At 64.9% G+C, this 12,397-nt stretch carries 13 protein-coding genes; 5 read left to right on the plus strand and 8 right to left on the minus strand.

Annotation, left to right across the window (positions count from 1 at the left end):
- Positions 1–3: 3 nt before the first annotated feature.
- Together yoaA and OUZ30_RS18505 are read left to right on the plus strand one after the other, a co-directional pair.
- Positions 4–1,938, plus strand: coding sequence for a DNA repair helicase YoaA (yoaA, locus tag OUZ30_RS18500; protein WP_266183928.1), 1,935 nt, complete (start codon positions 4–6; stop codon positions 1,936–1,938).
- 26 nt (positions 1,939–1,964) lie between these two features.
- Positions 1,965–2,333: a VOC family protein gene (locus OUZ30_RS18505; protein ID WP_266183929.1), complete on the plus strand. Its 369-nt coding sequence runs from the start codon at positions 1,965–1,967 to the stop codon at positions 2,331–2,333.
- Positions 2,334–2,354: 21 nt separating this feature from the next.
- On the opposite strand, the gene OUZ30_RS18510 is transcribed toward OUZ30_RS18505, so the two are convergent.
- The 3 genes from OUZ30_RS18510 to OUZ30_RS18520 form a co-directional block, all read right to left on the minus strand.
- Positions 2,355–3,161, minus strand: coding sequence for a helix-turn-helix domain-containing protein (locus OUZ30_RS18510; protein ID WP_266183930.1), 807 nt, complete (start codon positions 3,159–3,161; stop codon positions 2,355–2,357).
- 90 nt (positions 3,162–3,251) lie between these two features.
- Positions 3,252–4,070 (minus strand): alpha/beta fold hydrolase, encoded by an 819-nt coding sequence (locus OUZ30_RS18515; protein WP_266183931.1) that lies wholly within the window; start codon positions 4,068–4,070, stop codon positions 3,252–3,254.
- Between the two features lie 49 nt (positions 4,071–4,119).
- Complete coding sequence (locus OUZ30_RS18520; protein WP_266183932.1) at positions 4,120–4,488, minus strand: nuclear transport factor 2 family protein; 369 nt, start codon at positions 4,486–4,488, stop codon at positions 4,120–4,122.
- 204 nt (positions 4,489–4,692) lie between these two features.
- On the opposite strand from OUZ30_RS18520, the gene creD reads away from it, so the two are divergent.
- Both creD and tsaB read left to right on the plus strand, forming a co-directional pair.
- Positions 4,693–6,039: a cell envelope integrity protein CreD gene (gene creD, locus OUZ30_RS18525; RefSeq protein WP_266183933.1), complete on the plus strand. Its 1,347-nt coding sequence runs from the start codon at positions 4,693–4,695 to the stop codon at positions 6,037–6,039.
- Positions 6,036–6,725, plus strand: coding sequence for a tRNA (adenosine(37)-N6)-threonylcarbamoyltransferase complex dimerization subunit type 1 TsaB (gene tsaB, locus OUZ30_RS18530; protein WP_266183934.1), 690 nt, complete (start codon positions 6,036–6,038; stop codon positions 6,723–6,725). Before creD ends, tsaB begins: the two co-directional genes overlap by 4 nt.
- Positions 6,726–6,874: 149 nt before the next feature.
- Here the strand turns inward: tsaB and OUZ30_RS18535 are convergent, their stop codons facing one another.
- A complete protein-coding gene (locus tag OUZ30_RS18535; protein ID WP_266183935.1) occupies positions 6,875–7,897 on the minus strand; it encodes a YeiH family protein in 1,023 nt (340 codons plus the stop codon).
- Positions 7,898–7,983: 86 nt separating this feature from the next.
- Here OUZ30_RS18535 and OUZ30_RS18540 point away from each other — a divergent pair, with 86 nt between their 5' ends.
- Positions 7,984–8,874, plus strand: a complete 891-nt coding sequence (locus OUZ30_RS18540) for a LysR family transcriptional regulator (RefSeq protein ID WP_266183936.1) — start codon at positions 7,984–7,986, stop codon at positions 8,872–8,874.
- 30 nt (positions 8,875–8,904) lie between these two features.
- Here the strand turns inward: OUZ30_RS18540 and ptsP are convergent, their stop codons facing one another.
- From ptsP to rapZ, 4 genes are all read right to left on the minus strand, one after another.
- Positions 8,905–10,635, minus strand: a complete 1,731-nt coding sequence (gene ptsP / locus OUZ30_RS18545; RefSeq protein ID WP_266183937.1) for a phosphoenolpyruvate--protein phosphotransferase — start codon at positions 10,633–10,635, stop codon at positions 8,905–8,907.
- A gap of 161 nt (positions 10,636–10,796) precedes the next feature.
- Positions 10,797–11,066 carry an HPr family phosphocarrier protein gene (locus OUZ30_RS18550; RefSeq protein WP_266183938.1) on the minus strand — a complete coding sequence of 90 codons (270 nt, stop codon included), beginning with the start codon at positions 11,064–11,066 and terminating at the stop codon, positions 10,797–10,799.
- Positions 11,059–11,451: a PTS sugar transporter subunit IIA gene (locus OUZ30_RS18555; RefSeq protein WP_266183939.1), complete on the minus strand. Its 393-nt coding sequence runs from the start codon at positions 11,449–11,451 to the stop codon at positions 11,059–11,061. Before OUZ30_RS18555 ends, OUZ30_RS18550 begins: the two co-directional genes overlap by 8 nt.
- Before the next feature lie 43 nt (positions 11,452–11,494).
- Positions 11,495–12,394, minus strand: coding sequence for an RNase adapter RapZ (rapZ, locus tag OUZ30_RS18560; RefSeq protein WP_266183940.1), 900 nt, complete (start codon positions 12,392–12,394; stop codon positions 11,495–11,497).
- Positions 12,395–12,397: the final 3 nt, after the last annotated feature.

Here is a 12,397-nt window from a genome sequence, read left to right on the forward strand (position 1 = left end):
CGGATGATTGATGACGAGGATATGGCCGCGCTGCTGGGCCCGGATGGCCCATTTGCCCGCGAGCTGCCGAATTTCGCGCCACGTGCCGCTCAGCAGGAGATGGCGCGTGCGGTTCAGCACGCCATCGCCGAGCGCGAAACCCTGATCGCCGAGGCCGGCACCGGCACCGGCAAGACCTTTGCGTATCTGGTGCCGGCGCTGTTGTCCGGCCAGCGCGTGATCGTCTCCACCGGTACCAAGGCGCTGCAGGACCAGCTGTATTTCCGCGATCTTCCGCGCGTGCGTTCGGTGCTGGATGCGCGGCTGAAAACGGCGCTATTGAAGGGCCGCGCCAATTATCTCTGCCTGTACCGGCTGGACCAGACCGTGCGCGAGGGTGGCACTTTCGACCGGGCGCAGGCATCGCAGCTGGCAGCGATCCGCACGTGGTCCGCACGTACCCGGCGCGGCGACCGCATGGAGCTGGCGGAGGTGCCGGAAGAATCGCCGCTGTGGCCTCGCGTGACCTCCACACCCGACAACTGCCTGGGTGTGGAATGCCCGTTCTACGATGACTGTCACGTGGTGAAAGCCCGGCGCGAAGCGCAGGACGCCGACGTGGTGGTGGTGAATCACCATCTGCTGTTCGCCGACCTCGCCCTGAAGCAGGAAGGCTTCGGCGAGATCCTGCCCGGCGCTCATGCCTTCATTCTCGATGAGGCGCATCAGATACCCGAGCTGGCGGGGCAGTTCTTTTCGCAGAGCATCAGCGCGCGCCAGTTGACCGAGCTGGCGCAGGACAGCCTGAGCGAATGCAATGGCGTCACCGGCGCGATCGGCTTGTTGCTGGAGCCAGCGGAAGCGCTGCAGGACGCCGTCCGCCGCTTGCGGCTGGCGATGGATGCCTTGCCGGAACGCGGGCCGTTGCACCTGCTGGAAGCAAGTGCATCCATCCACACCGCGCTGCACGATGTGCGTGAAGTGCTGGCCGCGCTCACCGACGCGCTGGCCTCGCAGGCTGAGCGCTCGCGTGGTTTCGCCAACGCCCATGAGCGCGCAGCGCATCTGAGCGAACGCCTCGATCGTATCGCCGAGCGTGACAGCGAGCGGGATGTGCGCTGGTACGAGCTGTTCCCGCGCGGTTTTGCGCTGCACGCCACACCACTCGACCTGGCCGCGCCCTTGCGCGCGATGCGCGAACAGACGCAGGCGGCATGGATCCACACCTCGGCCACGTTGTCGGTGGCGGGAAGCTTCGATCACTTCGCACGCCAGCTCGGTCTGGAAGATCCGCAGACCTTGCAGGTGGAGAGTCCTTTCGACTACGCCACCCAGGCGCTGTGCTATCTACCGACGCCGTTGCCCGATCCTTCCACGCGGGACTATACCGACCGCGTGCTCGATGCCGTGCTGCCTGTACTGCACGCCTCGAACGGGCGCGCCTTCCTGCTGTTCACCTCGCATCGCGCACTGCGCCGCGCGGCGGAACTGCTGCGCGAGCGCGTGCCCTGGCCGTTGTTCGTGCAAGGCACCGCACCACGTCACCGCCTGCTGGAAGAATTCCGCGCAAGCGGTCACGGCGTGCTGCTAGGCGCGGCCAGTTTCTGGGAAGGCGTGGATGTCGCGGGCGAAGCGCTCAGCGTGGTGGTGATCGACAAGCTGCCATTCGCCGCGCCGGACGATCCGGTGTTGCAAGCGAGGCTGGAGGCGTTGGAACATGCCGGCATCAACCCCTTCATGGGCTGGCAGGTACCCAGCGCGGTCATTGCGCTCAAGCAGGGTGCCGGCCGCTTGATTCGAGACGTGCGCGATCGTGGCGTACTGGTGCTGTGCGATCCGCGCCTGACCAGCAAGGGCTATGGGCGTTTGTTTCTCGCCAGTCTTCCGGCCATGCCGCGCACGCGCGAATTGAAGGACGTGCAGGCGTTTTTCGAGGACGAGGTATCTTCACCCGCGTAGTGGTTTCACTTCGAGAGGATAAGAGCATGGCTAAGGTCATCGGTCTGGGCGGCATCTTCTTCAAATCTCGCGATCCCAAGGCCTTGAGCGCTTGGTATGCGCAACATCTGGGCTTGCCGGTCGATGACTGGGGCGGCGTGCGCTTCGACGAAGACGAGCAGCGCAAGGGCTATACGCTGTGGTCGGCGTTTGCGGCGGATACGGACTATTTCGCACCGAGCGCGCAACCGTACATGATCAATCTCCGCGTGGACGATCTCGATGGCCTGCTGGCACAGCTGCGCGAAGCCGGCGTGACGGTGGATGAGAACATCCAGGACAGCGAGTTCGGTCGCTTCGGCTGGATCATGGATCCCGAAGGCACGCGCGTGGAGTTGTGGCAGCCACCGGATTGAGTTGGCTGGCCGAAACGGGGCTCACGATTCGGCGAGCACGCGCAAGCGCTCCATGGTGGCCTGGTCAGCCGGCACGAAGGCTTCCAACGCCAGCTCGGCGAGGGTGATGTCGGTCGGTGTGCCGAATACCGTGGTCGTGCTCAGCATCGACAATAGTTCGCCGTTGAGCTCCAGCTCCATGGGCACGGCGATCGCGTTAGGCAGGCCCGTGGTGGTCTGGGCAGGCTCGCCGGTGGGCGAGGGGTAGCCATGCAGTTCGCGCAGCAGTTCGATCAATTGCGGGTCCTGGCTGGCGTCGATCTGTCGGCGCAGGCGATCGAGCAGATGCGCCCGCCATACCGGCAGGTTGCGTATGCGCGGGGCCAGCCCGGCCGGATGCAGGCTCAGTCGCAGCACATTGATCGGCGGGCGTAACCACTGCTCGGACAGTCCCGACAACAAGCGCAGCGTCGCCTGGTTGCTGGCGATCAGGTTCCAGTGACGGTCCACCGCGAGAGCCGGGTAGGGCTCGAGTCCTTTCAGCAATAGATCGATGGTGGCGCGTACGGCATCCAGTGCGGGATCAGCCAGTGCACGTTCGCGGAAGGCCGCGGCAAAGCCCGCGGCGACCAGCAGCGCGTTGCGCTCGCGCAGCGGGATGTCCAGATACTCGGCCAGGTGCAGGATCATGTCACGACTGGGTTGTGAGCGACCCGATTCGACGAAGCTGAGGTGGCGGGTGGAGATCTCGGCGCCCGTGGCCAGGTCCAATTGGCTGAGCCGGCGATGCCGTCGCCACTCGCGCAATAGATCGCCGACGGGCCGATGCGGGACAGCGACTGCATTCATGCAAAAGCTCCTGGTGACGCCGGGTCGGCTGGGGGCGGCCGGCGCAGGTCGATGATCCCACGCTGCGCCAGGCTTGCCCTGCGCCGAGAGTCATGCAACGGCACGGCTGGCGATGAAGGCCTGCATGTCCGCCAGCAAGGGCTGCTGATGGGTGTGGTAGATGCCGTGCGGGGCGCCGGGGTATTCCACATAGCGGCAGTCCGGCACCAGTGCGGCGATGGCACGACCCTGCGTGACGGGCTCGCTCACATCGCGATCGCCGTGGATGACCAGCGTGGGAACATCGATGTGGCGTAGCTCATCGCGGAAGTCGGCACCGACACGAGTGCGAAAGCACGCCGTGGCCGCATGCAGGGACGTGCCAAGCATGATGTCGATGGTGCGGCGGATCATGCCATCGGACGTGCCCGTTTCGGCGGGAAGATAGAAGCCGTTCGCGCCGTCGGCGAGCCAGCCCGGGAAATCCGCGTGGATCTGCGCCAGCACCGAGTCGACGGCGCCGGCCGGCAGCGCCGCACCGGATGCGTCGAGGTAGCAGGGAGCGATCGGCGCAAGCAGGATCATCCGCGCCACCCGCGTGTCGCCATGGCGCGAGAGCAGCCGAATGCATTCGCCGGTGCCCATCGAATGGCCGATGAGGGTGACCTCGCGCAGGTCGAGATGCTCGATCAATTCGGCCAGATCGTCGGCCAGCCGGTCATAGTCGTAACCGCTGCCGGGCCGCTCGGAGCGGCCATGGCCGCGCCGGTCCATCGCGATGGTGCGCATGCCCAGCGCGTTGAAGTGCAGCATGTGCGGTGCCCACATCTGCGCGTCGAGTGCCCAGGAATGGACGAACACGATGGGCTTGCCGTGACCCCAATCCTGGTAGGCGAGGGTGACGCCGTCGCTGGTTTTGAAACGTGTCATGGCGTGTCTCCGGTGAAGGCGAGCGGCCGTAGCCGCTCGCTGGATGAGGTCAGGCTGCCTGCGGCACCTTGTCGAGAAAGCCGAACACCTGGCGAATGCGGCCGTGTTCCAGTGCTGCGACATCGAAGCCAACGACGAGTGGCTCGTCCTCACCGGGAGCGGCCAGATGCCATTGGAAACGCAGCGTGTCGTGATGTGCGTCGACCGGGCCGGCGAGGCTGAAGCGATGGCCAGGGAACATGCCCTGCACCGCAACGATGGTGGCGTCGATGGCCTCCCAGCCGTTCGCATCGATCATCGGGTCGGTGTAGCGCGCGTGCTCGGTATAGACGTCTTCGATCAGGTTGCGACGGCGCAGCGCGTCGGTTTCGTTCCAGCCGTCGATGTAGCGTTCGATGAGGTTGTGGGCGTTGTGCATGACCTACTCCTTGCTGTCTCGTTGAAGTGAGCTCAGCTTGAAGCCGGCATGGCGCGAAGGCGATTACCCGGGAGGTAATGGCTTGCGAGCGCTCTGGCCGGTCTTCGTTTCGTCATCAAGTCGCCGGGGTTTGACCGCAGTGCGCCCGCGGTCTTGCCGCAGCGACTGTTTCCATCAAGGCTCTGTCCTCAGGAGACAAAGGCCATGGGAAGCTGGATGCGAGGTTGGACCGCCAAGGTGTTGGGCATCGGTCTGTTGGCGCTGTTGATGTTGTTCCCGCTTTGGAAGGTGCAGTCGTTGGTGGACGAGCGCCAAGGCATGCGCCAGTCGGCGGTCGACCAGATCGCGCAAGGCTGGGGCGGCGAGCAAGTGCTGGGCGGCCTGGTGCTGGCCGTGCCCACGCGTCAGAGCGTCGACACGGGAAGCAACGAAACCAAGGTACGGGAAGGCACGACCATGGTCTTGCCGGACGCCGCCAGCATGGATGTCGCCATGATGGTCGACAAGCGGCGCTACGGCATCTACGAGGCCCCGGTGTTCGCATCGACGGTGAGCTTGCACGGCCGCTTCCTGCCGGGAGATCTCGCGCGATTCAGGCAGCTCGATAGCGCTGCATGGCAGGGCGACAAGGCCGAGCTGCGGCTGGTTGTCGGTGATCTGCGTGGCCTGCAGGAAGTGACCGAATTGGTGATCAATGCCAAGCCACAGCAGTTTTCCTCATCGGCCGCGACGTTCGGGCCTTGGTCAACAGTCACGGTACCTGTCGATCTCGATGCGTTGAACGGGCAGCCCATCGACTTCTCCTTGAATTTTCGCCTTGCTGGTACGCAGTCGCTGCAAATGCTGCCGTGGGCGCGCACGATGGACGTGAAAGTGCACGCGCCCTGGCCCGATCCCAGCTTTATCGGCGCGGCCCTGCCGGTGGAGCGGCAAGTCGATGCGCATGGTTTCACTGCGCGCTGGCATATGCTCGACCTCAATCGAAGCTACGGCCAGTACTGGAGCGCGAGCGATGAACGAGTGAACAGCACCGTGCACGCATCGCCGTTTGGCGTGGCGCTGTTCCAGCCGGTGGACGTCTATCAGCGCAACGTGCGTGCAGGCAAGTACGGCCTGCTCTTCGTCACCATGACCTTCGTGGCGTTTTTCCTGTTCGAAGTGCTCAAGCGGCTGCGCGTTCACCCGGTGCAATACCTGCTGATCGGTGCGGCACTCACTTCGTTCTACGTGCTGCTGCTGGCGCTGTCCGAGCAGGTCGGCTTCGGTGGGGCGTACGCGGTTGCGGCGACCTCGGTGGTGCTGATCATTGGCGGCTATGCGATGGCCGTGCTCGCTGCGCGGCGCGCGGGCCTGTTGCTGGGCGGCGCGCTGGCCCTGGTCTATGCCATGCTCTATGTGGTGCTGGCTGCAGAGGAGTACGCGCTGCTGATCGGCGCCTTCGTGCTCACCCTCACGGTGGCCCTGCTGATGTATCTGACCCGCCGTATCGACTGGTACGTCAGCGTTCCCACCGCGGTGGGGCCGGCACCCGCTATCATGGAGCGGTCATGAATCTGCTCGCCATCGAAACCGCCACCGAAGCCTGCTCCGTCGCCCTCATCCATGGTGATGAAGTGATCGCGCGCAGCGAGATTGCTCCCCGTCGACACACGGAGCTGGTGCTGCCCATGGCCGATGCGTTGCTGGCCGAAGCCGGGCTCGGCCGTCATGCGCTCAACGCCATTGCCGTAGGGCGCGGGCCGGGTGCCTTCACCGGCGTGCGGCTCGGTATCTCCTTGGCGCAGGGCATGGCATTGGCGCTCGATGTCCCCGTCATCACGGTGTCCTCGCTGGCGGCGCTGGCGCTGGAAGCGCCGGAAGACGATGCCGCCATCCTCGCCGTGATCGATGCCCGCATGGGTGAGATCTATGCGGCGAGCTATCGTCGTGACGACAACGGCGGCCTCGTTGCGCTCGACGAGGAGCGCGTGTGCATGCCCGGTGCCCTGGTGCTTTCACAGGCACCCAGTTGGCATGTGGTCGGTACGGGCTGGGCCACTTATGCCGATGTATTGCGCGATCGCCTCACCGGCGAACTGCGTTCTGCCGATGGCGCCTGCTATCCGCAGGCGCGTCATGTGGCCGAACTGGCCGCGTTGGAATTCAGGGCGGGGCGGGCCAGTGCCCCTGAACATGCGCTACCGGTCTATCTACGTGACAAGGTGGCGTTGACGCTGGTGGAGCAGGGCAAGGCTTGAGCTCGTACAAGGCTTCAGGTTGACGACGCGAGCAGTCTCAAACCTCAACCTCTCCAAATCGTCGTCCCAGCTTGACCAGCCATTCGGCTGTTGAGAGCCGCTGGAATGACGGCTTAGGTTGCGCATCTCCTTGAGGCGTTGAGAGGCGCTTAAAGCTGCCCAATCACCAACTGCACCAGCAGGCTGCTGACGGCTACCGCCGCCCACACGCCCAGGCCCAGCAGGATAGGACGTGCACCGGTAGAGGCCATGCGACGCAGGTTGGCCGAGAGGCCGATGGCGGTAAGCGCCACGATGATCAAGAACTCCGCTGCCATATGCAGTGCGGGTTGGATCGCTGCGGGAATAAGGCCGGCCGAACGCACACCCGAGGCCACCAGAAACCACAGGATGAACCAGGGGAAGATGCGGGCCAGACTGAAATCGCTGGCGCCCTGCTTCTTTTGCTTCCAGGCCGTGGCAAAGGCCAGCACGAGGCAGACCGGGATGATCAGCGTGGCGCGGGTCAGCTTGACGATGGTGGCGTAGTCGCCAGCCTGCTTGCTGAAGCTGTAGCCCGCTGCGACGACCGACGAGGTGTCGTTGATCGCCGTGCCCGCCCACAGGCCGAAACCAAGGTCGGACAGGTGCAGCAGATGTCCAAGCAGCGGGAACAGCAGCACTGCGACCAGGTTGAACAGGAAAATGGTGGAAATGGCGAACGCCGTGTCATGGTCGTCCGGCTTGATGATGGGCGTCACCGCGGCGATGGCCGAACCACCACAGATGGCCGTGCCCACGCCGATCAGGATCTTCAGCTTGTCGTCCACCTTCAGCAGGCGCCCCAGCAGCCAGGCGGTGAGGAAGGCTACCGTCATGGTCACCAGGGTGACCGAGAGGGACTCCAGACCGGTCTTGGCGACCTGGTTCAGGCTCAGGCCGAAGCCCAGAGCGATGATCGACCACTGCAGTACCTGCTTGCCGGCAAACTGGATGCCCGGCGTATAGCTGCCACCGGGCGCCACCAGGTTGCGCACCGCAATGCCCAGCACGATGCCGAACACCGGGCCGCCGATAAGCGGTACGGCCTTGCCCAGCACCAGCGCCACCAGGGCGATGGCCACCGAAAGCAGCAAGCCCGGCAGGCGTTGATTGAGGGTGGGAGCGGTAAGTGTCGCGGCGGGGGCATTCATGGCGATCTCCTTCAACGGCGCCATTCTCCGCTCGTCAGTCCATCAATAAAACTTTGAATTTCTGATGGGAGGAATAAGATTTGCTGATGATCAATATCAGCCCCCGCCAGCTCGAGGTGTTCGTACAGGTCGCCCGGCTGGGTAGCGTGCGTGCCGCCGCCGAAGCGCTGCATCTCACCCAGCCCGCGGCGAGCATGGCCCTGGCCGAGATGGAACGGCAGCTGGATGCGCAAGTGTTCGCGCGCGAACGCGGTCGCCTGCGGCTCAATACGCGGGGGCGCGAGCTGCTGCCGTTTGCCCAGGAGCTGCTGGAGCGCTACGCCGAATTCGGACGAATCGGCAGCGGTAGTGCCGAAGCCTTGGGCGGCGAATTGCGGGTAGGTGCCAGCAACACCGTTGGCAATTACCGCGTGGGCGAGCTGCTGGGCGATTTCGTGCGTGCGCATCCGCATGTCTCGGTGCGGTTGCGGGTGTCCAATACCGCGGAGATCGCCGCGGCCATGCTCGATCACGCCTTGGAACTGGGTTGCGTGGAAGGGCCGGTGGCGCATCCTTCGCTGGAAGTGCGTCCCTGGCGGGACGATGCCTTGGTGGTGTGTGTGTCGCCCGATCATCCATTGGCACGCAAGCGACGATTGCAACCGGATGACTTCGCCGGGGCGCGCTGGGTGTTGCGTGAACCCGGTTCGGCCACGCGCAGCTTGAGCGAGCGTGCGCTATCCAGTTTGCCGATGGGCGAGACCGTGCTGGAGCTCGACCAGACCGAGGCGATCAAGCAGGCGGTGATTGCAGGTCTCGGTATTGCGTGTCTGCCCGAAGTGGCCGTCACGGATGCGGTGGTGAGCGGGCGCCTGAAAACCCTGAAGACACCGTTTCTCGATTTGCAGCGCAAGCTGTCACTGCTGCTGCATCGCCAGCGTTATCGCGGTGCCTTGATCGAAGCGTTTCTGGGTGACACCTTCGGCGGGCGTGGCTGAGGTCGCTGGCGCCCGCTCAACGGCGACTGTTTACCCAATGATCTCGGCGAGCAGCGCTTCCGCCTGTTCGTGCGTATGTGCGCGCAGGATGCGTGGCGCATTGGCGCGCAGGCTGGCGTGATCGAGCGTGGCCAGGCGATCGCGCACATGCAGCAGCTGGCTTGGGTGCATGCTGAACTCGCATAGGCCCAGCGCCAGCAGCAGAGCGGTGAAGTTCACATCGCCACCGATTTCACCGCACAGGCTCACTGGCTTCTTCGCGCGGCGTCCGGCGCTGATCACATAGGACAGCAGGCGCAGCAGCGCGGGCTGCAGTGGGTTGTAGATGTTGTCCAGCGCATCGTTGCCACGATCGGCGGCCAACACGTACTGGGCAAGGTCGTTGGTGCCGATGGCGAGAAAGTCCGCATGCTCCAGCAGGGCACGCACGTTGATCGCCGCGGCGGGCACTTCGACCATCGCACCCAGCGCAAGCTTCTCCGGCAGGTCCACGTTCTCGCGCTTGAGTTCCTGGCGCGCCAGCTTGAACAGCGTGCGCACGGCGATGAGCTCGTCGGGCTGCGTCACCATCGGCACCAGCACGCGCACCGGTCCGTAGCAGGCCGCGCGCAGGATCGCGCGAATCTGCGTGGTGAACACGGCGGGATAGCGCAACGACAGGCGCACGCCGCGCACGCCCAGCGCCGGATTGTCCTCGCCACGCAAGACCAGCCCTGCGGCATCGGCCTTGTCGGCGCCAAGGTCCAGCGTGCGAATGGTGACCGGCAGGCCGCCCATACCCAGGACCAGATCGCGATAGGCGATGAACTGCTCGTCCTCGGTGGGCAGGCCCTTCTGTCGCAGGAACAGGAATTCAGTCCGATAAAGGCCGACACCATCCGCGCCGCGCGCGCGCGCCATGGCGATGTCGGCCGGCATCTCGGCATTGGCCAGCAGGCGTATGTCGATGCCATCACGTGTGCGCGTGGGGGCATTGGCGAGCGTGGCCAGTCGGCGGCCCTCCTGCACGGCCTCACGCTGCCAGGAGCGGTAGCGGGCAAGATCCTGCGCGGTGGGATGCACCACGGCTTCGCTGCGCTCGGAGTCGAGCAGAATCAGGTCGTCATCGTGGATGCTCGACAAGGCATCGCGCACACCCACCAGCATGGGCAGGTCCAGGCTGCGCGCGAGGATGGCGCTATGCGAATACGCACTGCCCGAGCTGGCCACCACTCCGAGCAGGCCGCTACCCGCGAGGTGCGCCATGTCGGCGGGCGCGATGGTATCGGCGATCAAGATTTCGCCTACGCGCGCCGCCAGCTTGCGTTCTTCACGGCTGGTCTGGCGCTGCAACGCGGAAATGACCCGACCGATGACCTGATCGACGTCTTCCTTGCGCGACCGCAGGTAGGGGTCGTCCATCGCCTCGAAGACGGCGGCCAGGCGATCGCGCTGCTTCTTGAGCGCGGCGCCTGGGCGGTAATGGCCGATACGTACGAGGTCGTCCAGGCCGCGCAGCAGCTCGGGGTCGTCCAGCAGCAGGCTGTGCGCGTCGATGAACTCGTTCACCTCGCGCGCCAGGGCACCATGCAGCTTGCCGCGCAACTCGCGCAGTTCCTGTCGCGCGGTTTCCAGCGCTCGATGCAGGCGCTGCAGTTCGACTTCGACCTCATCCTCGTTCAGTGGACGGGTGTCGACCAGGTAGCGGCTTGGCTGGACCAGGCGGGCCCGTCCCAGGGCCATGCCCCGTGCGGCCGTGGTGCCAGTCAGTATCTGTCTCATGCGTACCCTCCCTGGTGAGGTGACCTGCTCGGTCGGTCAACGCGGCGGCATCCGGCCACCACAACAGCATTCTCTCCCGACCCGGAAAAGTGGCGCGCCACCATGCATGGGGCCGTGGAAACGGCCTCCTGGCGCTGGGCTCGGGCGATGACTGTCCCCACTCAGGCTCCTTCGTCGAATTTGCGGTCGAACAGGGCGACCACGGCATGGATGGCGGATTCCTCATCCGGTCCATCCGCGCGCACGGTCAGCTGCGTGCCGATGCCGGCTGCGAGCATCATGACGCCCATGATGCTCTGCGCGTTGACTTCGCGCCCCTTGCTGACCAGCCAGACCGTGGATTTGAAGCCCTGCACCAATTGCACCAGCTTGGCCGAGGCACGGGCATGCAGGCCGAGCTTGTTGGAAACGACTATCTCTTGTTCAAGCATGATCGATGAAGATTCCCCCGCGTCCACCGCTGGCGGCGATTTCCGCCAGTTCGTCTAATGGTTTTTCTGCATAGTTGAGCACGCGCAGCAGCATCGGGAGGTTGAGCCCCGACACACAGCGCAAACGAACACCCAACGCGCCCAGCGACAGCCCGATATTGCAGGGCGTGGCGCCATACAGGTCGGCCAGCACCAGCACGCCATCGCCCTCGTCGAGGGCCCGGGCATGCTTGGCAGTAAGCGTTCGCATGACATCCGGGTCGGACTGTGCGGGTACTTCCACCGCCTCCACACGCAAAGGCAGCTTCGGTATCACGTGATGGGCGGCCAGGATCAAGGCCTTGCCGACCGCCTCGTGAGTCATCAGCAATACGCCGACGCTCATGACGGCGTGCCGTTCCGATCAGTGAATTTAGACAGCATGGCAATCACTCGAGTTCGCGATGGAAGGTGAGCACGCCGTTACGCTGCGCGCGATAGTGGGCCGCCAGCTTTTCCACCAGATAGACCGAGCGGTGGCGACCACCGGTGCAACCGATGGATATGGTGACATAGCTGCGATCGTCCGCCTCGAATCGAGGCAGCCAGGCATCCAGCCAGCGTGCTGTATCGGCGAAATACTCGGCCACCAGCGGTTGGGCCTCCAGGTAGTCGCGTACCTGCGCGTCCTTGCCTGAAAGCGGGCGCAGCTTGGGGTCCCAGTGCGGATTGGGCAGGCAGCGCGCGTCGAACACGAAATCAGCGTCCAGCGGCAGGCCGCGACGGAACGCGAACGACTGGAACATCAGCGTGAGCCCTTCGGTGGCCTCCGCATAGCCGGTCGCGATCAGCCGGCGCAGCTGGTGCACGTTCATGTCGCTGGAGTCGATCACCTTGTCGGCAATCGACGAAAGCGAGCGCAGCACGCGTCGTTCCTCGGCGATGGAGTCGGCCAACGACAACCCGCGCCATGAAAGCGGGTGGCGACGGCGCGTCTCGGAGTAGCGCTTGATCAGTACCTCGTCACGACAGTCGAGGAAGATCAGGTGCGCATCGACACCTTCCGCCGCCAGTTCCGACAACATCTCGGGCATCCGCTTGAGGTCTTCCTCACGGTTGCGCACGTCCACGCCCACGGCGACGTTGCGGCGCTTGTCGCTCATGCCGCGACTCACCGCGGCCACCAACTGCGGCAGCAGTGCAGTCGGCAGATTGTCGACGCAGTAGAACTCCAGGTCCTCTAGGGCGCGCAGGGCCACTGTCTTGCCGCCGCCAGACATGCCGGAGAGCACGATCAGGTGGATCGTGTCGGGCTGGTGGATGGCTTGGCCGGGTGTCGTGTCGCTCATGGG

This window comes from Dyella humicola, from assembly GCF_026283945.1.
Classification (GTDB): Bacteria; Pseudomonadota; Gammaproteobacteria; order Xanthomonadales; family Rhodanobacteraceae; genus Dyella; species Dyella humicola.